General features: G+C 72.9%; 20 protein-coding genes and 1 pseudogene. 12 read left to right on the forward strand and 9 right to left on the reverse strand.

Features of this window, described 5'->3' with window-relative positions; translation table 11 throughout:
• Positions 1-405, reverse strand: a complete 405-nt coding sequence (locus ACFC51_RS15105) for a DUF6325 family protein (protein ID WP_376528968.1) — start codon at positions 403-405, stop codon at positions 1-3.
• Positions 406-936: 531 nt separating this feature from the next.
• Between ACFC51_RS15105 and ACFC51_RS15110 the strand changes: the two genes are divergently transcribed.
• The 7 genes from ACFC51_RS15110 (at position 937) to ACFC51_RS15140 (ending at position 9,270) form a co-directional block, all read left to right on the forward strand.
• Positions 937-2,442, forward strand: coding sequence for an ABC transporter substrate-binding protein (locus ACFC51_RS15110; RefSeq protein ID WP_376528970.1), 1,506 nt, complete (start codon positions 937-939; stop codon positions 2,440-2,442).
• Positions 2,439-3,392, forward strand: coding sequence for an ABC transporter permease (locus ACFC51_RS15115; RefSeq protein ID WP_376528972.1), 954 nt, complete (start codon positions 2,439-2,441; stop codon positions 3,390-3,392). The genes ACFC51_RS15110 and ACFC51_RS15115 overlap by 4 nt, the downstream gene beginning before the upstream one ends.
• Positions 3,393-3,406: 14 nt before the next feature.
• The gene (locus tag ACFC51_RS15120; protein ID WP_376378440.1) at positions 3,407-4,279 is read left to right on the forward strand and encodes an ABC transporter permease; all 873 of its coding nucleotides are present in this window, start codon (positions 3,407-3,409) and stop codon (positions 4,277-4,279) included.
• Positions 4,276-5,394 carry an ABC transporter ATP-binding protein gene (locus ACFC51_RS15125; RefSeq protein WP_376528975.1) on the forward strand — a complete coding sequence of 373 codons (1,119 nt, stop codon included), beginning with the start codon at positions 4,276-4,278 and terminating at the stop codon, positions 5,392-5,394. The genes ACFC51_RS15120 and ACFC51_RS15125 overlap by 4 nt, the downstream gene beginning before the upstream one ends.
• Positions 5,395-5,465: 71 nt before the next feature.
• Positions 5,466-6,422 (forward strand): ABC transporter ATP-binding protein, encoded by a 957-nt coding sequence (locus ACFC51_RS15130; protein ID WP_376378443.1) that lies wholly within the window; start codon positions 5,466-5,468, stop codon positions 6,420-6,422.
• Positions 6,423-6,507: 85 nt separating this feature from the next.
• A complete protein-coding gene (locus tag ACFC51_RS15135) occupies positions 6,508-8,373 on the forward strand; it encodes a gamma-glutamyltransferase family protein (protein WP_376378409.1) in 1,866 nt (621 codons plus the stop codon).
• Between the two features lie 45 nt (positions 8,374-8,418).
• The gene (locus ACFC51_RS15140) at positions 8,419-9,270 is read left to right on the forward strand and encodes an inositol monophosphatase family protein (RefSeq protein ID WP_376378412.1); all 852 of its coding nucleotides are present in this window, start codon (positions 8,419-8,421) and stop codon (positions 9,268-9,270) included.
• Positions 9,271-9,339: 69 nt separating this feature from the next.
• On the opposite strand, the gene ACFC51_RS15145 is transcribed toward ACFC51_RS15140, so the two are convergent.
• Positions 9,340-10,614 (reverse strand): LAETG motif-containing sortase-dependent surface protein, encoded by a 1,275-nt coding sequence (locus tag ACFC51_RS15145; RefSeq protein WP_376528978.1) that lies wholly within the window; start codon positions 10,612-10,614, stop codon positions 9,340-9,342.
• 114 nt (positions 10,615-10,728) lie between these two features.
• The gene (locus tag ACFC51_RS15150; RefSeq protein WP_376528981.1) at positions 10,729-11,586 is read right to left on the reverse strand and encodes a nucleotidyltransferase domain-containing protein; all 858 of its coding nucleotides are present in this window, start codon (positions 11,584-11,586) and stop codon (positions 10,729-10,731) included.
• A gap of 86 nt (positions 11,587-11,672) precedes the next feature.
• Between ACFC51_RS15150 and ACFC51_RS15155 the strand changes: the two genes are divergently transcribed.
• Positions 11,673-13,088, forward strand: a complete 1,416-nt coding sequence (locus tag ACFC51_RS15155) for a phytoene desaturase family protein (RefSeq protein ID WP_376528984.1) — start codon at positions 11,673-11,675, stop codon at positions 13,086-13,088.
• A 13-nt stretch (positions 13,089-13,101) separates the two neighbouring features.
• On the opposite strand, the pseudogene ACFC51_RS15160 reads toward ACFC51_RS15155, so the two are convergent.
• The 3 genes and pseudogenes from ACFC51_RS15160 to ACFC51_RS15170 form a co-directional block, all read right to left on the reverse strand.
• Positions 13,102-13,457, reverse strand: a pseudogene (locus tag ACFC51_RS15160) (NAD(P)H-dependent oxidoreductase); the annotation flags it as partial.
• The gene (locus tag ACFC51_RS15165; RefSeq protein ID WP_376529242.1) at positions 13,400-13,723 is read right to left on the reverse strand and encodes a hypothetical protein; all 324 of its coding nucleotides are present in this window, start codon (positions 13,721-13,723) and stop codon (positions 13,400-13,402) included. The gene ACFC51_RS15165 and the pseudogene ACFC51_RS15160, both read right to left, overlap by 58 nt.
• Positions 13,720-14,154, reverse strand: coding sequence for an RrF2 family transcriptional regulator (locus ACFC51_RS15170; protein ID WP_376378424.1), 435 nt, complete (start codon positions 14,152-14,154; stop codon positions 13,720-13,722). The genes ACFC51_RS15165 and ACFC51_RS15170 overlap by 4 nt, the downstream gene beginning before the upstream one ends.
• 152 nt (positions 14,155-14,306) lie before the next feature.
• Here ACFC51_RS15170 and ACFC51_RS15175 point away from each other — a divergent pair, with 152 nt between their 5' ends.
• Both ACFC51_RS15175 and ACFC51_RS15180 read left to right on the forward strand, forming a co-directional pair.
• Positions 14,307-14,819, forward strand: a complete 513-nt coding sequence (locus ACFC51_RS15175; protein ID WP_376378427.1) for a cupin domain-containing protein — start codon at positions 14,307-14,309, stop codon at positions 14,817-14,819.
• A 146-nt stretch (positions 14,820-14,965) separates the two neighbouring features.
• Positions 14,966-16,339: an FAD-dependent oxidoreductase gene (locus ACFC51_RS15180; RefSeq protein ID WP_376528987.1), complete on the forward strand. Its 1,374-nt coding sequence runs from the start codon at positions 14,966-14,968 to the stop codon at positions 16,337-16,339.
• 120 nt (positions 16,340-16,459) lie between these two features.
• Here the strand turns inward: ACFC51_RS15180 and ACFC51_RS15185 are convergent, their stop codons facing one another.
• Both ACFC51_RS15185 and ACFC51_RS15190 read right to left on the reverse strand, forming a co-directional pair.
• A complete protein-coding gene (locus tag ACFC51_RS15185; protein WP_360360710.1) occupies positions 16,460-16,798 on the reverse strand; it encodes a P-II family nitrogen regulator in 339 nt (112 codons plus the stop codon).
• On the reverse strand, positions 16,795-18,117 hold the full coding sequence (locus ACFC51_RS15190; protein WP_376378432.1) for an ammonium transporter: 1,323 nt from the start codon (positions 18,115-18,117) through the stop codon (positions 16,795-16,797). The genes ACFC51_RS15185 and ACFC51_RS15190 overlap by 4 nt, the downstream gene beginning before the upstream one ends.
• A gap of 438 nt (positions 18,118-18,555) precedes the next feature.
• On the opposite strand from ACFC51_RS15190, the gene ACFC51_RS15195 reads away from it, so the two are divergent.
• Entirely contained in the window at positions 18,556-19,119 is a 564-nt protein-coding gene (locus ACFC51_RS15195) for a hypothetical protein (RefSeq protein WP_376378434.1), read from the forward strand.
• A gap of 136 nt (positions 19,120-19,255) precedes the next feature.
• On the opposite strand, the gene ACFC51_RS15200 is transcribed toward ACFC51_RS15195, so the two are convergent.
• Positions 19,256-20,488: a right-handed parallel beta-helix repeat-containing protein gene (locus ACFC51_RS15200; protein ID WP_376528989.1), complete on the reverse strand. Its 1,233-nt coding sequence runs from the start codon at positions 20,486-20,488 to the stop codon at positions 19,256-19,258.
• A gap of 474 nt (positions 20,489-20,962) precedes the next feature.
• On the opposite strand from ACFC51_RS15200, the gene ACFC51_RS15205 reads away from it, so the two are divergent.
• Positions 20,963-22,438: an AlkA N-terminal domain-containing protein gene (locus ACFC51_RS15205; RefSeq protein ID WP_376370327.1), complete on the forward strand. Its 1,476-nt coding sequence runs from the start codon at positions 20,963-20,965 to the stop codon at positions 22,436-22,438.
• Positions 22,439-22,446: the final 8 nt, after the last annotated feature.

Raw genomic sequence — 22,446 nt, forward strand, 5'->3', positions numbered from 1 at the left:
TCACTTGCCGTCGAGTGCGGCGATGGCCTCGACGACGGTGGACCGCGGGATGCGTTCGAGCAGCACCATCTCGCCCGATGACGCCCGGATCGCGGCGGCCAGCCGGCCGGCCCAGGTGTTCTCCCAGGCCACCACGAGCGCCGAGGACCTGGGCGTGAGCGTGTCGGACACGGTCTGCAGGTCCTCGTCGCTGAGCAGGTCGAACTGGACGTCCGAGACCTGCCGCAGGGTCTCGGCGACACCTGGATCGGTCAGCTCCACGACGGTGACCGAGCTGTCGTCCGCCTTCGAGACGAAGGCCAGGTCGAGGACGCGCACGGTCGCGTCCTGCTGGAGCTCGCGGAGCGCCGGGACGATTCCTCCGTCGAACGTGTTGCCCTCGAAGGCGATGACAGCCACATCCACCGGGCCGACGGTGTCGGCATGGAGACCACTGGGCACGTGCGCGCCGCCTCTCGAAGTGATGACAAAGGGGAGATGGTGGCTCATAGGGTGCCGCACGGCAGGCGGTCGGCGCGGTTGCCCCGCCGAAGCCTCCCCGGAGGCCGGGCGGCCGGCAGCCGGTCCGGGGCAGTGGCCGGTGGCGCAGGGTGACGGTCTCGGCATCCGTATACGAACGGCGGGCTACGGCCGGGCGGTGCCCGGAGGCCGCCGGGGCCCCGCGGCCCGTGGTGGGTGGTACCTGCATGAAGGTCGCCCCGGTGCCGCCGCTCCGTTATCTGATCGTCAGGTAAATCCTGTCCGCTATGTGGGCGGAGCCCTTGCCTTGCGGACTGTATGCGAAATACGGTCTGCGATATTCCTTGATCACCCCTTGGCGGGAGGTAGGCCCCCGTGCGCCGAAAAGCGGTTGCCCTGGTGGCGGTTGCGTTGGTGTCCCTCACCTCGGGCTGCGCGTCGTTGCAGTCCTCGGCGACCGAAGTCGGTGGTGTGCGCATGACCGATGACCGGTCCGTACGCGACGGCGGGACACTCACCGTCGCCCTCAACTCGGATCCGGACAAACTAGATCCGAGCCTCGCGCAGACCCTGGTGGGCCGCACGGTCTTCGCGGGCATGTGCGAGAAGCTCTACGACATCGACGAGGACGGCACCCTCGTGCCGCAGCTCGCGGCGTCCCTCCCCACCACCTCGGCCGACGGCCGCACCGTCACCATCCAGGTGCGACCCGGGCTGAAGTTCAGCGACGGGACCCGGATGGACGCCGATGCGGTCGTCACCTCGCTGCTGCGCCACCGTGACCTGCCCGGATCCGCACGGGGCACCGAACTGGCCCCGGTCGGCAAGGCCGAGGCCACCGGACCGCTCACGGTCCGCCTGACGCTCGATCACGCGTACGTGCCGCTCACCGGCGTGCTCGCGGACCGGGCCGGGATGGTGATGTCGCCGACCGCACTGAAGAAGTACGGCAAGAACTTCACCAACCACCCCTCCTGCGTCGGCCCCTTCCGCTTCGCCGAGCGCGTCGGCGGTGACCGGATCGTGCTCAGGAAGGACCCCAACTACTACGACGCCGACAAGGTCCACCTGGACGGCGTGGTCTACAAGCCGATACCCGACGGCAACGTCAGGCTCGCGAACCTGCGCTCCGGAGACCTCCAGGTCGGCGACCAGATGGCCCCCGTCGACGTGCAGAGCGCTCTGACCGAACCGAAGCTCCAGCTGTTCAACTCGCCCTCGCTCGGCTACCAGGGCATCGGGATCAACGTCGGCAACGTGAAGGGCCTCGGGCAGAAGCCCGGGAAGCTCGACACCCCGCTCGCCCGGGACGTCCGCGTCCGGGAGGCCTTCGAGCTGGCCATCGACCGCGACCTGCTCAACAAGGTCGTCTTCCAGGGCATGTACGAGCCGGCCTGCGGCCCCGTCTCCCCGCAGTCCGCCATCGCCCCCGGCGTCGACCCGGAGGACTGCCCCCGGCGCGACGTCGACCGGGCGAAGAAGCTGCTCGAGGAGGCCGGGGTGAGGACACCGGTGAAGATCGAGCTGAAGACGTCCACCACCCCGGAGCAGGGGCGGGTCGGCCAGGTCCTCCAGGCGATGGTCAAGGAGGCGGGCTTCGAGCTGTCGCTGCGGCCCACCGAGTACGCCACCATGCTCGCGGAGACCGACGGCGGCGACTACGACGTCTTCACCAGCGGCTGGTCCGGCCGGCTCGACCCGGACGGCAACGTCTCGAACTTCCTCAAGACCGCAGGCGCCATGAACGCCTACGGACTCGGCGACCCGGAGATCGACAAGCTGATCGCCGAGGGGCGCAGTGTCGCGGACCCCGCCCGGCGCACCCGGATCTACGAGGAACTCACCCGGCGCGTCCAGGACGCCCACGCACTGATCTACCTCTACCGGCAGAAGAACTACGTCGTCGCCGGCAAGGACGTCGCGGGCATCCGCGTGTACGGCGACGGACTGGTCCGGGTCAAGAATGCGGGGTACACCCGATGACGAAGTACCTGCTGACGCGCCTGCGTCAGTCCCTCATCACCCTCTTCCTCGTCAGCGTCGTCGTCTTCGCCGGCATCCGGGCGCTGCCCGGCGACCCGGCGCTCGCACTGGCCGGCGAGGAACGCAGCCCTGAGGCCCTCGCCGCGATCCGGGAGAGCTACGGGCTGAACGACAACGTGGTCGTCCAGTACGCACGGTTCATCGGGCACGCCCTGACCGGCGACCTGGGCACCTCCTCCCGCACCGGGCTCCCCGTCGCCGACGCGATCGGGCAGGCCCTGCCCGTCACCCTGGAGCTGGCCGCGCTCTCGCTGCTCCTGGCGGTCGTGGTCGGCATCGGCGCGGGAGTGGTCGCCGCCGTGCGGCGCGGGAAGCCGGAGGAGTGGCTCGCCAACGCCGTCGCGCTGATCGGCCTCTCCATCCCGACCTTCTGGCTCGGCATCGTGCTCGTACTCGGATTCGCCATCGCCGTACCGGTGTTCGCCGCCTCCGGATACGTGCCCTTCGGCACCGACCCCGTCGACAACCTGCGCCGCATGGTGCTGCCCGCGATCGTGCTCGGCTCCGGTCTGGCCGCCGTCGTGATGCGGCAGACGCGGGCGGCGATGCTCGACTCCCTCTCGGCCGACTACGTACGGACCGCCCGGGCCAAGGGCCTGTCCAATGGCTCCGTCATCGGCGGACACGCGCTGCGCAACTCACTCGTCACCGTCGTGACCGTGCTCGGCCTCCAGCTGGGGCACCTGATCTCCGGGGCCGTCGTCACCGAGCAGATCTTCGTCCTCCCCGGCTTCGGCAAGCTCACCATCGACGCCGTCTTCACCCGCGACTACGCGACACTCCAGGCCGTGGTGCTCTGCACCTCCGCCGCGTACATCCTCATCAACCTGCTGGTCGACGTGGTCTATTCGGTCATCGACCCGCGCATCCGGCTCGGAGGTGCCCGGTGACCACCGCGTCCACAGTGCTGTCCACCCCGCCCGAGGCGAGCCGCCGGAGGTCCGGCGGCGGCAAACTCCGCGCCCTGCGCAGGAACCGGCTCGCGCTCACCGGCGCGGTCATCGCGGCCGTCTTCGTCCTCGCCGCCCTGTTCGCCCCGCTCATCGCCCCGTACGACCCCTCGCAGCCGGACTTCGGGAACGTGCTCGCCGAGCCCGGCGCCGCGCACTGGCTCGGCACCGACGACCTCGGCCGCGACCAGCTCTCCCGCATCCTCCACGGCGCCCGCGCGTCCATGCAGGTGGGCCTCGTCGCCGTCCTGCTGGCCTTCCTCGTCGGCGTACCGCTCGGGCTGCTCGCCGGGTACTACGGCCGGTTCGCGGACACCGCCGTCTCCCGGCTCACCGACACCATGCTGGCCTTCCCGTTCCTGGTGCTCGCCGTCGGACTCGCCGCGATCCTCGGCCCGTCGCTCACCAACGCGACCATCGCCATCGGCATCTCGCAGATCCCCGCCGTCATCCGGATCACCCGGGCCGAGACGCTGCGGCTCAAGCACGTCGACTACGTCGCCGCGGCCGTCGCCAACGGGGGCGGCGACGGCACCGTCCTCTTCCGGCACATCCTGCCCAACGCGACCTCCGCCCTGATCGTCCAGGCGACCGTGGGCATCCCCGCCGCGATCATCGGCGAGGCGCTGCTGAGCTTCCTCGGCCTCGGCGTCCAGCCGCCCGACCCCTCGCTCGGCGTGATGCTCTCCGGAGCCCAGTCCTTCCTGGCGCCCGCGCCCTGGCTGGCCGTCTTCCCCGGCCTCGCGATCGTCGCGGCGACGCTCGCCTTCAACCTGCTCGGCGACGGGCTGCGCGACGTCCTGGACCCCCGAGGAGGGACCCGATGACCGAGACCGTTCCCGGACCGGCGGTGCAGGCACCGGCCCTGCCCGCGCTCAGCGTGCGCGACCTGTCAGTGTCCTTCCACTCCGACACCCGCACCGTGCACGCCGTCGACGGCGTCTCCTACGACCTCGCGCCGGGTGAAGTCCTCGCCGTGGTCGGGGAGTCGGGCTGCGGCAAGTCCGTCACCTCGATGGCCGCCATGGGGCTGCTGCCCCCGACCGCCAGGATCGGCGGCTCGATCAGGCTCGGCGGACGCGAACTGGTCGGCGCGTCCGAGAAGGAGCTGAGCGATGTCCGCGGCAAGGACATCGCGATGATCTTCCAGGAGCCGATGACCTCGCTGAACCCGGTCCTCACCATCGGCCGGCAGATCGGCGAGGTGCTGCGCAGGCACCAGGGACTGAGCCGCAAGGAGGCCAGGGCGCGCGCCGTGGACCTCCTCGAACTCGTCGGGATCCCCGCGCCGGCCCGCCGCATCGACGAGTACCCGCACCAGCTCTCCGGCGGCATGCGCCAGCGCGTCATGATCGCCATCGCGGTGGCCTGCGACCCCGCCGTCCTCATCGCCGACGAACCGACGACCGCGCTGGACGTCACCGTCCAGGCGGGCATCCTCGACGTGCTCCAGTCGCTGCGCGAACGCCTCGGCACCGCCATCGTCCTGGTCACCCACGACCTCGGCGTCGTCGCCGACGCGGCCGACCGGGTGCTCGTGATGTACGCCGGACGCGGCGTCGAACAGGCCCCGGTGCACGACCTGTTCGCCTCCGGCCGCCACCCCTACACCCGCGGCCTGCTCGGCGCCGTGCTGCGGCCCGGCGGCGAGGGGAAGCGGCGGCTGCCGGAGATCCCCGGCCTCGTCCCCAGTCTGGACAGCCAGCCCGACGCCTGCACCTTCGCGCCCCGCTGCTCCCGCGCCGACGACACCTGCACGGGCAGCCGCCCCGGTTTCCGCGCCGTCGACCCGGCCGCCGGAGCGGACGCCCCGCACCGGGCAGCCTGCTGGCACCCGTACACGGAGGGCACCGGCGGGACGGCACCGGCACCGGCCGCCCCCGGAACCCCGGCGCACCCCCAGGACCTCGGCACACGACCCGACCAGGAGGCCGGACAGTGACCACCGCACAGACCGTCCCCGCACCGCGTGACGGTGGGGGACCGCATCCTCCGGTGCTGGAGATCAGCGCCATGGAACGGCACTTCGGTGCCTCCGGCGGCGGCACCGTACGGGCCGTCGACGGCGTCTCGATCACCATCGGCCGCGGCGAGGTCGTCGGCCTCGTCGGCGAATCGGGCAGCGGCAAGTCGACCGTCGGCCGGTGTGCCGTGCGCCTCGACGAGCCGACCGCCGGCACCGTGCACATCAACGGCACCGACATCAGCCACCTCTCCCGCCGGGCGCTGCGCCCCCTGCGCAAGGACTTCCACCTGGTCTTCCAGGACCCGTCGTCCTCGCTCGACCCGCGGATGACCGTCGGCCAGATCATCGCCGAGCCCCTCCGGCTCCACGGCCGCGCCCGCGGAGCGGCCGCACGGGAGCGGGTCGAGCAGCTGCTCGGCCAGGTCGGTCTGCGTCCCGAACACGCCGACCGGCACCCGCACGAGCTGTCCGGCGGACAGCGCCAGCGGATCTCCATCGCGCGGGCCCTGTCCTGCGACCCCGACCTCGTGGTCGCCGACGAACCCACCTCGGCGCTCGACGTCTCGGTCCAGGCGTCCGTCCTCAACCTCCTCGCCGACCTCCAGCGCGACCGGGGCTTCGGCTGCCTGTTCATCACCCACGACCTGGCCGCCGTCGAGTTCCTCGCCGACCGGATCGCCGTGATGTACCTCGGGCAGATCGTCGAACAGGCTCCGACCGCCCAGCTGTTCGCCGACCCCAAGCACCCCTACACCCAGGCGCTGCTCTCCGCGGCACCGGTCCCCGACCCGGTCGCCCAGCGCTCCCGGGAGCGCATCGTGCTGCACGGCGAGCTGCCCAGCCCCCTCGATCCCCCGCCCGGCTGCCGCTTCCACACCCGCTGCCCGCTCGCCGTCGACCGGTGCCGCACCGAGGTCCCCGCCCTGCGGGAGATCCCCGGCGGCCGGCAGGTCTCCTGCCACCTCGTGGCCGACGACGGCACCGCCCCCGACGCGGCGGCCTGACCCGCACCGCCGGTACCCGACCCCCGTCCGTACGATCCGCGAAGCACCACAGAACCCCCGCACGCCGCAGCAAGGAGCCGTACCCGTGTTCACCACCCGCCCCACCCTCCAGGGCACCTTCGGCATGGTGTCCTCCACCCACTGGCTCGCCTCGCAGTCCGCGATGGCCGTCCTGGAGGACGGCGGCAACGCCTACGACGCGGCCGTCGCCGCAGGGTTCGTCCTGCACGTCGTCGAACCCCACCTCAACGGCCCGGCCGGCGAGGTCCCGATGATCCTCGCGCCGAAGGACGGCGACGTGCAGGTTCTGTGCGGCCAGGGCCCCGCCCCCGCGGGCGCCTCCGCCGCGCACTACCGCTCGCTCGGCCTCGACCTCGTTCCCGGCACCGGACCGCTCGCCGCCGCGGTGCCCGGCGCCTTCGACGCCTGGATGCTGCTGCTCCGCGACCACGGTACGAAGACCCTCGCGGAGGTCCTGCGGTACGCGATCGGCTACGCCGAGGACGGCCACGCCCCCGTCGAGCGCGTCGGACAGACCGTGGAGACCGTCCGCGAGCTCTTCGAGACCGAGTGGCCGACCTCCGCCGAGGTCTACCTCCCCGGCGGCGCGTCGCCCGAACCGGGCCAGCTCTTCCGCAACCCGGCCCTCGCCGCGACCTGGCGCCGCCTGACGGCCGAGGCCGAGGAGGCGGGGGGCGAGGACCGTGCCGCGCAGATCGACGCCGCCCGCGCGATATGGCGCACCGGTTTCATCGCCGAGGCACTGGTCCGCCAGGCCGCCGTCCCCACCATGGACACCAGCGGGACCCGCCACACCGGCACCCTCACCGCCGCCGACCTCGCGGACTGGTCCGCGTCGTACGAGGCGCCCGCCACCTACGACTGGAACGGCTGGACGCTCGCCAAGGCCGCCGGCTGGAGCCAGGGCCCCGCCTTCCTCCAGCAGCTCGCCCTCCTCCCGGCCGAGCTCCCGGCGTACGGCTCCGCCGACTACGTCCATCTGCTCGTCGAGGGCTGCAAGCTGGCCATGGCCGACCGTGAGGCCTGGTACGGCGACGCCACCGGCGTGCCGCTGGAGACGCTGCTCTCCGGGCCGTACAACGACGAGCGCCGCGCCTTGATCAAGGACACCGCCTCCCTGGAGCTGCGCCCCGGCAGCCCCGAGGGTCGCACCCCGGTCCTCAGCGCGCACGCCCATGCCGTCGCCGCCGGCGAGTCGGGCTTCGACGCCATGGGCATCCCGGTGGCCGGAGCCGGCGAGCCCACGGTCGCGAAGGAGGGCGCGGGCGAGCCGACGGTCACCGCCGACCGCGTGGGCGAACCGGCCGTCGCCAAGGACGGCTCGACCCGCGGCGACACCTGCCACCTCGACATCGTCGACCGCTGGGGCAACATGATCGCCGCCACGCCGAGCGGCGGCTGGCTCCAGTCCAACCCGGTCGTGCCCGAGCTGGGCTTCCCGCTCGGCACCCGCCTGCAGATGGCCTGGCTCGACGAGGGCCTGCCGAACACCCTGACCCCCGGCCGCCGCCCGCGCACCACCCTGACCCCGTCCCTCGCCCTGCGCGACGGCGTCCCCGTGATGGCGTTCGGCACCCCCGGAGGCGACCAGCAGGACCAGTGGCAGCTGCACTTCTTCCTCGCCGTGGCGCTGCGCGCCCGGGTCCGCGGCGGCCTCGACCTCCAGGGCGCCATCGACGCCCCGAACTGGCACAACGACAGCTTCCCCGGCTCCTTCTTCCCGCGCGGGATGCGCCCCGGCAGCGTCACCGTCGAGGAGGGCATGGACCCGGAGGTCGTCGAGGAGCTGCGGCGCCGGGGCCATGACGTGACCGTCGGCGACCCGTGGTCCGAAGGCCGGATGTGCGCCGTCGCCCGGGACCCGGAGACCGGCGTCCTGTCCGCCGCCGCCAATCCGCGCGGCATGCAGGGGTACGCCGTCGGCCGCTGACCTCCTGCCCGGAGCGTCCCCGGCGGGCCGTGCTTAGCTGGAGTCATGATCGATGACTTCGTGTACGGGACCGCCGGGGAAGCCGGACAGCTGGCCGAGGTGGAAGCCGTGGTGCGCGCGGCGGCCGCCGCCGAGATCCTGCCGCGCTACCGGCAGCTGGCCGCCCACGAGATCGTCGAGAAGAGCGGTCCGCACGACCTGGTCACCGCCGCGGACCGGCTGGCCGAGGAGTACCTCACCGACGCCCTGACCCGGCTGCTGCCCGGTTCCGTGGTCGTCGGCGAGGAGGCCGTCCACGCCGACCCCGCCGTCTACGACGCCCTCGGCGGCGACGCACCCGTGTGGATCGTCGACCCGGTCGACGGCACCCGGCAGTTCGTCCACGGCGAACCCGGCTTCTGCACCCTGGTGGCCCTGGCGCTGCACGGCGAGGTGTACGCCTCGTGGACGTACGCCCCCGTCCTCGACGAGATGGCCGTCGCGGTGCGCGGCCGGGGAGCCACGCTCAACGGTACGACGGTGCGCAGCGGTTCGCCCGCGCCGGGCGCCGTCCTCAAGGTGGCCATGTCGCACCCCGACTACACCTCCGACGCCCAGAAGCGCGCCCTGCTCGGGCTGCGGACCGACGGCATCGACGCCCGCGCGTGCGGATCGGCGGGCCTGGAATACCTGGCCGTCGCGTGCGGTGCCTCCGACGCCGTCGCCTTCAACTGGGAGTTCGCGTGGGACCACGCGGCGGGCCTCCTCCTGGTCACCGAGGCGGGCGGCGCCCAGTCGACGCTCTCCGGCGTCCTGTACCGCATCACCGGAGGAAACGATCTGCCGTTCACCGCGGCGAGGGACGAGGCCACGGCCGGGAGGATCCTCCAGGCGCTGAGGGCGGGCGGCGAAGGCTGACCACGGCCCACGAACGGCTGTGGCCGGTACGGGTGTTCCGTACCGGCCACGACTCACTTCGTACGTGCCCTACCTGACGGTGGCCGCCCGCTTCCGGACGGCGTAGAAGATCCCGCCGCCCGCGACCAGCGCCGCCGCCGACGCCCCCACCAGGGGGAGCGAGGAGCTGGAACCGGTCGCCGCGAGGTTGCCGCCCGTCGCCGTCTGCGGGACGGAGCCGCCCGACGTGGAACCGCCGGACGAGGAACCACCGGACGTACCGGATGTGGAACCACCGGACGTGGAACCGCCCGTCGAGGATCCCTCGGTCGAGGAGCCGCCGGACGTGGAGCCGCCGGACGTGGAGCCACCCGTCGTGCCGGCACCGGCGTCGACGACGATGTCGGCGGTGTCGTTGGCGGCGTTCTTGTCGAACGGCCTGGCCGCCCCGGCGAAGGAGACCTTCCCGGTCGCGCCCTCGACGGCCTTGTCGATCCGCAGGACGAACGGGTACGTCTCGCCGCGACCCGGGTTCACCCACGACTGCGAGGTCCCGCAGGTGTAGTGCGTCTTGGAGACCGGGCTGCAGAAGTCGTGCGCCTTCACGACCGACGTGCCCGGCGGTATCCGGACGTCGACGGTGGCTGCCCCCTGGCCCAGCTCGCGATAGACCCAGGCCGGGCCGTCGTTGACGAACTTCACCGACGCGGTGACCTTGTCGCCCACTTTGCCCTCGAGCCGGGCGCCGGTCACCGCGAAGTCGGCGGTGTTGACGGCGGTGACGTCCGCGGAGGAGGACGCCTCGCCGTGGCTCGCCCGGTCCGCGTCGGTCGCCTCCCCCTTCTCGACCAGCTTCAGCGGGGCGCCCGTGCCGGGCACCGGGTCGGACCCCCCGTTGTCGGACGATCCCGGCTCCGTCGGGTCGACGCTCACCCGGATCTTGTCGTACAGCGCGCTGTCCTGCGCCTTCAGGCCGATCGGCTGCTCCGGCACGTAGAGGACACCGGGCTTCAGCGGCTGCTCGACGGCACACACCGCGACGGCCTTCTCCGGTTCCTCGTCGGCGGACGACTCGGTCGAGTACATGCAGTTCCCGTAGGAGTCCGCCGCGGCCAGGCCCGAGGTGACGGTGTAGGTCACCCACACCTTGCCGACCTCCTCGGTGCCCTGGTTCAGCACCGAGAACGGCACGTCGACGCCGCTGCCCGGCTGCGCACCCGTGATCGGCGCCAGCTTCCCGATCCCGAGGTCCGGCTCCGCCGCCACTGCGACGGCGGGCAGGGAGGCGAGCCCGGTCAGCGTGGCGGCGGCGAGTACACCGACCGCGGCGCGCGAAGGACGGCGGCCGGGAAGAGTGTGAGTCATAGAAGTTCCCTCGTCGTGGCGTGCGGTGTGAATGCCGTCTCCGGCACATCACTTACCTGAAGATCAGACGCTCCCGGCCGTCGAACGGTTGCACCCACCACGCACTTCGACGGTTCACCCGTCCGGGTGTACGTCGCTCCCGCCCATGGCCGGCGAGTCGCCCTCCAGCACCGCCCGGACGTCACGTACGACCCCCGCCGCCGTCTCCACCGCGGCCGCGTCCAGGCCCCGCAGGGCCGCCGACACCCGGTCCGCGAAGTCCACGGGGGTGCCGGGCAGAGCCGCGGCGGAGGCGAGCGCGCCCTTCTCGTTGAGGCACCAGGCGCGGTGGTGGGCGTGCAGGGCCTGGGCGAGGACCCCGAAGGCCTTCGACAGGCAGAGGGCGACATGGAGCGTGTCCCCGGCGGGGGCCGACTTGCGGGCCGAGGCCACGGAGAACTCCGCCTCCCACGCCGCGCCCGTCAGGGCACGGCGCAGCGGCTCGGGGTAGGTGCGCACCGCCTGCTGAAGGGACGTCAGCTCACCGCGCGGGTCCTCGATCACCCGGGCCAGGGCGACCTCTCCCACGTAGCAGGAGGACCAGAAGCCCAGAGGGTGACCGGGCTGGATCCCCACCTCGAAGCGGCCCGCCCGGCAGTCCGACCACACGGACTCCACCCGGTCCAGATCGCGCAGGATCCAGTCGACGGCGACGCCGTCCACCGTCAGCCACGCACCGCCGTTCACCCAGGGCCCCCATCCTCCGGGCCCCGCGACCTCGACCGGCGTCCCCTGGGCCTCGGAGGCCAGCGCGGTGAGGGCCGCCAGGTCCGGGGTGCCGCGGTAGTAGAGGCCCAGGTCCCAGTCGGAGTCGGGGCGGTGGGTGCCGCGCGCCCGGCTTCCGCCGAGGACCACGGCCTCGACGCCGGGCACCCGGGTGAGCCGGGAGGCCATCGCGGCGACGGCCGGTGAGGGCGCGCATGCGGTGTTCATCGGGCGCGAGGTTACCCGGAGGTCCGTTGTCGGTGCGCGTGAATATCCTGGGTGCCCTGGCCATCGGCTGACGAAGGAGTCCGAAGGTGCCATCGATGCTGGATGCCGTCGTCGTGGGGGCGGGCCCCAACGGGCTGACGGCCGCGGCCGAGCTGGCCCGCCGCGGCTTCGCCGTAGAGGTGTTCGAGGCAGGGGGAACCGTCGGGGGCGGTGCCCGCACCGAGGAGCTGACCCTCCCGGGCTTCCGACACGACCCGTGTTCCGCCGTGCACCCGCTGGGCATCGGATCCCCGGCCTTCCAGGCGATGCCGCTCGCCCGGCACGGCCTTGAATGGCTCCAGGCGCCGTTGTCACTCGCCCACCCCTTCCCGGACGGTTCCGCGGCCGTGCTCACCCGGTCCGTCGGGGAGAGCGCCATGTCGCTGGGCCCGAAGGACGCGGGTGCCTACCGCAGGCTGGTCGCCCCCTTCACCGGACACTGGGACACGCTCGCCGCCGACTTCCTGCGCACCCCGTGGGACGGCCTGCCCCGCGATCCGTACCGCTGGGCGCGCTTCGGGCTCGACGCGGTGCAGCCCGCCACCCTGCTCTCCCGGCGGTTCCGAGGCGAGAAGGCACGCGCGCTGATCGCCGGACTCGCCGGTCACGCCATCGCCCCGGCGAGCGGCTTCGCCACCGGAGGGATCGCCCTGCTCTTCGCGCTCGCGGCGCACGAGTACGGCTGGCCGGTGCCGCGCGGCGGCTCGCAGGCGATCTCGGACGCCCTGGCCTCCTTCCTGCGCGAGCAGGGAGGAGTGATCCGCACAGGCATCGAGGTCAAGCGCCTCGACGAACTCCCGCCCGCCCGCGCGTACGTCTTCGACACCTCGCCGACCGCGCTCGCGCGGATCGCCGGTCTCGGCGGCGCCTACGACCGCTACCGCTACGGCCCCTCCTGCTTCAAGATCGACTACGCACTGTCCGGTCCGGTTCCCTGGACGGCACAGGAGGCCCGGCGGGCCGGCACGGTCCATGTCGGGCCCACCGCCGCCGAGATCGACGCGTCCCTGCGCGCCGCGGTCGCGGGCCGTGACCCGGGTGTCCCCTTCCTGATCACCGCGCAGCCCACCGTCGTCGACCCGGGCCGCGCCCCCGAGGGCCGCCACGTCTTCTGGGTGTACGGGCACGTCCCGGCCGGCTGGGAGGGGGACGCCACCGAGGTCATCGAGCGCCAACTGGAGCGATTCGCCCCCGGGTTCCGCGATCTCGTCCTGGCGCGCGCGGTCGCGGGGCCGCCCCGGATCGCCGCCCGCAACGCCAACTACGTCGGCGGTGACATCGCGACCGGGGCGTTCGCCGGACTGCAGACGGTGCTCCGGCCCAAGCTCGCACGCGTGCCGTACGCCACCGCGCACCCCGCCGTCTTCCTCTGCTCGTCGGCCACACCGCCCGGCCCGGGCGTGCACGGCATGTCGGGACACCACGCGGCGAAGGCGGTGTGGCGGCGCCTGAGGGCGGAGTGAGCGGGCCGGGGCGTCACACCGCGGTGGCCGGCACCGCCGTACGCCCGCCGAGCGCGCGGGAGACGGCGTCGGTGACCTGGGCGAGCGCCTCGGCCGTGCCGGGGGCGACGGACAGCGTGCCGTCCTCGTCGGCGGTGAGCTCCTTCTCGGGCGTGAACCAGCCGGGGACGATGTGCGCCGCGCCCATGGAGCTCAGCACCGGGCGCAGCGCGTAGTCGATCGCCGGCACATGGGCCGTGCTGCCCCGGTGGCCGGCGGCAGCACGGTCGTCCCGGCCGGCGCGAACTGCGGCAACAGGTCCAGAAGCGTCTTCAGCAGTCCCGAGCGGGCGGCCTTGTGGACGGGCGTGCCGATGACGATCCCGTCCGCCCCCTCCGGGCGGCCCGGGGTGCGTGGGTGTGAGCGGTGATCCTCTCCACGTATCCGGCGTAGCAGGCGGTCTCCGCCGCCGGATCGGGCGCCAGGTCGTCCTCTTCCTCGTCGAAGAGGACCGCGTAGGCCCGTCGCCGGCGGGCCCGGCCCGCCAGGGCGGTCCGCAGCGTGTGGAAGGCCGGCTCCGAGCCCCAGGCCCAGGGGCACATCGGGTCGGTGTACTCCACCACGTCCAGCGGCGGCGCACCGGGTCCGCCGCTCACGCCGCACCGATCGCGGAGGGCTCTTCACGCGGGCCGGCGGGCAGCAGGGCGGCCAGCGTCAGCCCGCCCAGGACCGCGGCGGCGTCCGACTCGACCCGCCTCCACACGCCGGGGAGGCCCGCGGCGGGACCGGGGTAGTCGAGCCCGGACAGCGACTCGCCCCGCAGGGTGATCAGTTCGCCGTCCACCGCGCGCACGACGTCCAGCAGGGCGATCTCCCCGGCGGGCCTGCCGAGCCGGTAACCGCCCTCGCAGCCGCGCCGGCTGCGCACCAGACCTGCCTTGCGCAGTTCGCCCACGACGGACTTCAGGAATCTGAACGGAATCCCCTGCGAGGAGGCGATGGCTTCGCAGGAGAGCGGACGGCCGGGATCACTCGCGAGCTCCAGGAGGGCACGCGTGGCGTAGTCCGCCTTCGCGGAGATATGCATGCCCACATCATGCCCCGGCGGCGAGCCGCGGGCGACGGTTCGCCGGCTGTTCCGCCTCCGCGCCGGTCCTTGCATCGCGGGAACATTGCCGCAGGTGAAGGGGAAAGGACACCTCTTGACATCCTTTTCGTCGCCGCCCTAACGTCCTCGCCATGAGCGAGCCGTCGACGAAGCCCGGTGAAGGGTTCCACCCTCATCTCCACGAAGCCCCGGGCCGCCCTGCGGCGCCCCTGCGCACCCGTCTGCACCACATCCGCGCGGACGCGCTGGACGGCGACACGGCGCAGACCGGCGGCATGCGCAGATTCGGTGCCGTCAGCGGCAGGACCGTGGGTTCCGAGAAGCTGTGGATGGGCCAGACCCACGTGGCCCCCGCCACCGCCTCCTCGGACCACCACCACGGTGAGTCCGAGACGGCGATCCATGTGGTCAGCGGGCACCCGGAGTTCGTGTTCATCGACGACTCGGGCGAGGAGCCGGAGGAGGTCCGGCTGCGCACCGCCCCGGGCGACTACATCTTCGTCCCGCCGTTCGTGCCGCACCGCGAGGAGAACCCGGACCCCACCGAGGAGGCCGTGGTCGTGATCGCCCGCAGCACCCAGGAGGCGATCGTCGTCAACCTGCCGCGTCTGTACGCCCTGGAGCCGGGCGACGCGACGGCCTGACCGGCCGGCGAACCGGCTCCCGGCCGGGGCGCCCCCGCCCGCCCGTTCCGTACGCGCCCCTCGCCCGTTCCGCCCGCGCACCGCGCGACCCGAGCGGAGCACCGGGCAGTACGCTCCTTGCGCAACACGACGCGAGGGGGCACTCGGTGGCGCGGGTCGCGGTGATCGGCGGAGGCATCAGCGGGCTGGCAGTGGCCCTCATGCTCGGCAGACGGGGCCATCCGGTCACGCTGTACGAGCAGGACCGGCGCCAGGCCGCCGAGGACCTGGACCGGGATTGCTTCCACTGGCCCCGACCCCGGACGCCACAGGCCGTCCAGCCCCACGCACTCCTCGCCCCCGTACGCACCGTGCTGCGCGCCGAGACACCCGACGTCCACGCGGACGTACTGGCGCGGGGAGCCCGGGAGTACCACGAGCTCGACTGGTTCGATGCGCGTCCGCCGTACCGGACCGGCGACGAGGACCTGGTGACCCTGCGCTCCCGCCGCATCGTGCTGGAGGCCGCGCTGGCCGCCGCCCTGCGGCGGGAGCGCTCCGTCGAGGTGCGCCGGGCATGCCGTGTACGGGGCCTGGCCGTCGAGGAGGGCCGCCCCGCCCGGGTCACCGGGGTGCGGGCGGACGGCCGGACGCATCCGGCGGACCTCGTCGTCGACGCGTCCGGCCGCCGCTCGGAGGTGCCCGCCTGGCTCGCTGCCGCCGGCTGCCGTACGCCTGTGGCCGAGCGCCACCGCACCGGCCTCGCGTATCTGTGCCGCTGGTACCGCCCGGGCCCGGACGGCCCGCGGGAGCCGGGGCGGGTGAGGCCCGGTTCGGCCGCGCCGTTCGCGCTCGCCGGCATCTTCCCGTCGGACAACCACACCTTCGCGGTGAACCTCGTGGTCTCCACGGGGGACCCGACCCGCGGCGCGCTCACCGACCCGGCCGTGTTCGAGGCCGCCGCCCGCCGCTTCCCGGCCACCGCCGCATGGCTCGGCCTGGACCCCGAACCCCGGTCCGGGGTCCTGGCGATGGCCGGGCTGGACAACTGCTGGACCGCCTGGGCCGACGCCGAAGGACCCGTTGTCAGAGGCCTGGTCGGTGCGGGGGACAGCCTCGTCCACACCAACCCCACCCTCGGTCAGGGGGTGGCGCTCGGCCTGCGTGCCGCCCAGCACCTCGCCGCCCGCGCCGACGGGATCGCCGCGGACCCCCTCGGCTACCACGCCTGGACGGAGAAGGCCCTGCGGCCGTGGTTCGACGCGCAGGTGGCGGCCGACCGGGCCGACGGACAACGCCTGGCCGCGAGTCGCGCGGCCCCGGACCCCCGGGCCGCCGCTCTCGCCGCCTGCGCCCACGACGACCCCGTCGTCATGCGGGCGCGGGCCCAGGTGCGCCATCTCCTGCGACCCGCCCACGAGGCCTACGGCACCGACGAGGTGGACCGGCATCTCACCGCCTGGCCGGCCGCGCACCCGGGCTTCGCGCCGAGGTACGACGGCCCCACCCGCGCGCAGTGGGACGCGGCCGTCCGGGCCTGATCATCCGCCCGGAGCCCGGAGCCCGGAGCCCGGAGCCCGGAGCCCGGAGCCCGGAGCCCGGAGCCCGGAGCCCGGAGCCCGGAGCCCGGACCCCGAGCGCCGCCCGGGCCGCCCCCGACGTCAGAGCGCCTCGGGACCCCGCTCGCCCGTGCGGACCCGCACGGCCGTCTCGACGGGGACCGCCCACACCTTGCCGTCGCCGATCTTGCCGGTCCGGGCGGCCCGGACGACGGCGTCGAGGACCGGCTCCGCGTCGGCGTCCTCGACGAGGACCTCTATACGGATCTTCGGCACCAGGTCCACCCGGTACTCGGCGCCCCGGTAGACCTCGGTGTGCCCGTGCTGCCGCCCGTATCCGCTGGCCTCCGTGACCGTCATCCCGTTCACCCCGAGGTCCTGGAGGGCGGTCTTCACCTCGTCGAGGCGGTGCGGCTTCACGACTGCGGTGATGAGCTTCATGGGGCGGTGCTCCTGTCCTGGAAATGAAGTGCGGAGTGGCCCGGGGACTGCGCGGCTGCGTGACCGAGGCCGCCGTGATCGTAGGCGCTCTCCGCGTGCACCGTCTGGTCCAGGCCCGTGAGTTCCTCCTCCTCGGAGGCGCGCACCCCCATCAGCCGGTCGATCGCCTTGCCGATCCCGTAGGTCACCAGGAAGGTGTACGCGGCCACGGCGAGCACCGCGACGGCCTGGCGGACGAGCTGGCCGGGTCCACCGCCGTAGAGGAGGCCCTCCGCGCCACCGGTCATCGCGGCCGTCGCGAACAGCCCGACGAGCAGCGTGCCGACGACGCCTCCCACGAAGTGCACGCCGACGACGTCCAGGGAGTCGTCGTAGTCGAACCGGAACTTCCAGGCGACGGCGTACGAGCAGACGACACCGGCCACGAGTCCGACGACGGCCGCGCCGAGGACACCGACCGTCCCGCACGCCGGGGTGATCGCCACCAGGCCGGCGACGGCGCCGGACGCCGCCCCGAAGGTGGTCGGGTGGCCGTCCCGCTTCTGCTCGACGAAGAGCCAGCCGAGCAGACCGGTGCATCCGGCGACGAGGGTGTTGAGGACCGAGGCGGCTGCCAGGCCGTTGGCGCCGAGCGCCGAGCCGCCGTTGAAACCGAGCCAGCCGAACCAGAGCAGACCCGCTCCCAGCACCACCATCGGCAGGTTGTGCGGCCGCATCGCGTCCTTCTTGAAGCCGAGGCGCGGGCCGATCACCAGGGCGAGTGCGAGCCCCGACGCCCCGCAGGTGATCTCCACGACGAGGCCCCCGGCGAAGTCCAGTGCGCCGAGCGAGTCGGCTATCCACCCGCCGGGTCCCCACACCCAGTGGGCGACGGGAACGTATACGAGCAGGGTCCACACCGGCACGAAGACCAGCCAGGCCGCGAACTTCATGCGGTCCGCGATCGCCCCGCTGACCAGTGCCGCGGTGAGGATCGCGAAGGTGAGCTGGAAGGTGGTGAACAGCAGGGTGGGGACGCTGCCGGTGAGGTCGTCGGGTCCGATGCCGACCATGCCCGCGTGGCCGAGCCCGCCGATGAGCCCGGCGAACGTGTCGTCGCCGAAGGCGAGGGAGTACCCCGCGACCAGCCAGACGACGGTGACCAGCGCGATCGACACGAAGCTCATCATCAGCATGTTGAGGACGCTCTTCGTGCGGACCATGCCGCCGTAGAACAAGGCGAGCCCCGGCGTCATCAGCAGGACGAGAGCGGTGGCGGCGAGGAGCCAGGCGGTGTCGCCTGTGTCGAGGCGTGCCGAGGCCAGGGTCACGGGGGTCAAGAGAGGGTCCCTCCTCGGGGCGGCGTGGGGTCCGGCCCGAAGAGGGTCGCGGGCGTGCGTTTCGCGGAGGGCGCCGTCGCGTTTCCGGCATGTTTCATTGCGCGAAGGTGACCGAAACCTCACACCCGCATGGCGTTCCGGCTTTCCGGACCCGTCACGTCGATCTCCGTCCGGTGAAGGCGGACGTCGATTCGTACGGGCGGGTGCGGGTGACCTGGCACGACCGCGTTGGTTCCGGCGGCTGCGGGTGGCGGTGTCACCCAGCAGGTGACGGGGCGGGGCCGCTGTGTCCGGCATCTCAACCACGCCTGGATCCGCTGTGTCCGGCACGTCAACCACGCCTGGATCCGCCGGATATGAGGTGTGGAAAGGTGCTCGGCCCGGCGATACGATCACGCACGTGCGGGGAGCCGGTCCCGCCGTGAACGGGAGACGTCCGTGCCCCTCGTGATCCTGAGCGACCCCGATGCCGTCGTCGCCCGGCTGAGAACCCCCTCCCTCGACTGGGTGGAGGCCTGCACGGGCCTGTCGGGGACTCTGTTCCCCGACGTCGACATCGACCAGGCCGGGTTCGAGGCCAAGGCCGGCTGGGTCGCCGAGCCCGCCGAGATCTTCAGCGGCTACTACGACGAGGGCGACGAGATACCGGAGTCCTGCTGCTGCATCGGCGTCTACGGGGGCGAATACCACCTGATGGAGATGCCGACCGGCGAGATCGCGGTCTACGACCCCAATGGCTGGGACAACGCCTCCGGCATGGCCTCCGCCCATGAGTTCACCACCCAGGGCCACGCCGGCGCCGCCGTCTCCCTGCTCGCGGCCGTCGTCAGGGAGCTGGAGCCCTTGGACGACATCGAGGACGGCGACGGGCGTGAGGCGGTCCTGAAGCCGGCTCTCGAAGAGTTCTACGCCTTCGTCGAGGCGCTCCCGGACGACCTCGACGGTTCCCACTTCTGGACGAGGGCCACCGAGGGCCTCGCCGACCACTACGAGACCTGGTGACCTGCCTGCCCGGGGCCGGCGGACCCGCAGGGTCCGCCGGCCCCGGGCAGGCAGACGCGCGTCCGGTCCGGCTGCGATTCCCTCGTCCGTCAGGGGACTTAGGGTGTCGCGATCGTCGCCGGACCGCTCCTGCGCGCTACGGCGTCACCTCCTTGCCGCCGAAGGTCACGACGAGGTGGCCGTCGGAGGCGAAGGACCAGTCCATGGCGCCGGTGTACGCGGAGCAGCCCGAGCCGTTGGATCCGGTCCAGAACTGGTTGGAGCCGTCCGCGTCACCCACGGTCTTGTCGTTGGAACCGTCGTCCTTGCGGCAGGAGATGTTGTTCCTGAAGACCGAAGTGCCCTTGTCGAACGAGAAGTTGCGCTCGGCGTTGTCGATGCCGACGTTGTCCGACACGGTCATCGATCCGGGGTTGCTGTTGTAGGTGAATCCGTGGTGGCCGTTGTCGTAGGCGATGTTCCGCCGGACGATGTGGTCCACCTCGATGTCGTCGCCGCCCAGCTTGAACCCGTTGCGGTCGCCGTCCTCGTTCACGGTCCCGTCCGAGAGCGTGCCGTTGCCGTACGAGAGGGAGTCCTCGATGGTGACCGGGCCGATGGGGCCCGTGTCCGTCTTGGTGTAGAGGTCCCAGCCGTCGTCGATGTTGTTGTGGGAGACCGTGTAGCGGAAGACGTTGCCGGGGCCGGACGTGAGCTTCGAGGCGAAGCCGTCGGCGTCCTCGCCGTCGGAGTCGGCGTTGTCGTGCGACTCCGAGCTGAGGACGAGGTTGTTCGCGGGCCATTCGTCGTCGGGGGTGTCGGACGCGATCCGCGAGATCTGCAGGCCCGAGTCGTGGTTGAAGCGCGTCACGACGTGTTCGATCACGTTGTTGCTGCCGCCCACGAAGATGCCGTTGTCGCCGGCGTGCTCGACCACGATGCCGTCGACGTGCCAGTAGGCGCCGTTCACGGCGAGCCCGCGGTTGGCCGGGTCCTCGGCCATGGCCGAGAAGTTCAGGACGGGGGTCTCACCGGGGTAGGCCGCCAGCGTGGTGCGGGCGCTCGCGGAGCCGTCGTTGCCCGGCGGGACGGTGACCGTCTCGGAGTACGCGTACGTCCCGCCGCGGAGGTAGATCGTCCCGCCGGAGGTGACACGGCCGATCGCCGAGGTCAGCGTCGTCGGGTCGGCCTCGGTTCCGGCCGCGTCGGCGCTGCCGTCCGGTGCCACGTACAGGGCGTCGGCGGCCACCGCTGCGGGGGCGCCGGCCGCGCTCCTCCCGACGGCCGCCGCTCCGGGGGCAGGCGTCGCCTGCGCCATGGTGCCGGACAGTGCGACGAGTGAGCCGGCCAGCAGGCCGACGCACGCGATGACGGGCTTCTTCTTCTGCATGGTTCGTCTCCAGATGGGGGGAGTGACCAGTGGGGGGCCTGAGCGGTGTGTCCGGCCGATGGGGGTCAGGGTGGTGTGACTGAGCGGCGGATCCGGGGTCGCCCGGCCTTCCTGACGTCGGGCGACGCGTCGGGCGCGCCGGTGCCGTCCGTTCGAGGGTGTGAACGGGCGGTACGGCAGGTGCCCCACGGGGTAGGAGGGGTAAGCGCTTTCTCTGGACCGTAGGCTTGTGTCGTGAGCGCATCAATAGTTCTGTACGTGATGAACGTTCACTGATCTGAACGATGTAAGGGTGGGGGCAGCTACTCCACGCCTCCTGAGGCAGGCCCGGAAGCCGGCCGTGCAGGAGGCCGCGCAGCGGGACCGGGTGCGGGCCCGGGGGCCCGGCGGGAGCCGGATCCCTGCGGGATCCCTGTCAGGTCGATGTCGGATTTCCGCCAGCTTTCCGGACCCCCGGTGCCCGATCCTTGGAGCATGCACACCGACACCGAACGCTGCGTGCGAGCCGTACGGTCGAAGGACGCCCGCTTCGACGGATGGTTCTTCACGGCGGTCCTGACCACCCGCATCTACTGCCGGCCCAGCTGTCCGGTCGTGCCGCCGAAGGCCCGGAACATGACCTTCTACCCCAGTGCCGCCGCCTGTCAGCAGGCCGGGTTCCGCGCCTGCAAGCGGTGCCGCCCCGACACCAGCCCGGGCTCCCCGGAATGGAACTCCCGCGCCGACTCCGTCGCCCGGGCCATGCGCCTCATCCAGGACGGGGTCGTCGACCGGGAGGGCGTGACCGGGCTGGCGTCCCGGCTCGGGTACTCCGCGCGCCAGATCGAGCGCCAGCTGCTCGCCGAGCTCGGCGCGGGGCCGCTCGCCCTGGCCCGGTCCCAGCGGGCGCAGACCGCCCGGGTGCTCATCGAGACGACCGGACTCCCGATGGCCGAGGTCGCGTTCGCGGCCGGATTCTCGTCCGTACGCACGTTCAACGACACCGTGCGGGAGGTCTTCGCGCTTGCCCCCGGCGAGCTGCGCGCCCGGGCGGCACACGGTGCCCGGGCGCCGGGCGCCGCCCCCGGGGTCATCGCCCTGCGCCTGCCCTACCGTGCCCCGCTCACCCCCGGCAACCTCTTCGGCCATCTGGCCGCGACCGCCGTTCCGGGCGTCGAGGAATGGCGTGAAGGGGCCTACCGCCGGACGCTCGACCTCCCGCACGGCCACGGCATCGTGGCGCTGTCCCCGCGGTCCGGCCACATCGACTGCCGCCTCTCGCTCACCGACCCCCGCGACCTCACCCAGGCGATCAGCCGCTGCCGCAGACTCCTCGACCTGGACGCCGACCCGGTGGCCGTGGACGGGGAGCTGCGCGCGGATCCGCTGCTCGCCCCGCTGGTCGACGCGGCGCCGGGACGGCGGGTCCCGCGGACGGTCGACGCGGCGGAGTTCGCCGTACGCGCGGTGCTCGGCCAGCAGGTCTCCACGGCTGCCGCCCGCACCCACGCGGCCCGCCTCGTCCGCGCCCACGGGGTGCCGGTCGAGGACCCCGAGGGCGGACTGACCCATCTCTTCCCCACCTCCGCGGCGCTGGCAGGACTCGACCCCGAGAAGCTCGCCCTGCCGCGCAGCCGCCGCGCCACGCTCACCGGGCTCGTGAGCGCGCTCGCCGACGGATCCCTGCACCTGGGGGAGGGGGCCGACTGGGAGAGGAGCCGTGCGGAGCTGGCGGCGCTGCCCGGCTTCGGCCCCTGGACGGTCGAGGTCATCGCCATGCGGGCCCTCGGGGACCCGGACGCCTTCCTCCCCACCGACCTGGGGATCCGCAGGGCGGCCGAGCAGCTCGGCCTCCGGGCGACCCCCGCGGCCCTCACCGCACGAGCCGTCCGCTGGCGCCCCTGGCGCGCGTACGCCGTGCAGTACCTGTGGACCGTCGACGACCACCCCATCAACCACCTGCCCGCCTGAGGGCGTGA

Source organism: Streptomyces sp. NPDC055962, assembly GCF_042270185.1.
Taxonomy (GTDB): Bacteria; Actinomycetota; Actinomycetes; order Streptomycetales; family Streptomycetaceae; genus Streptomyces.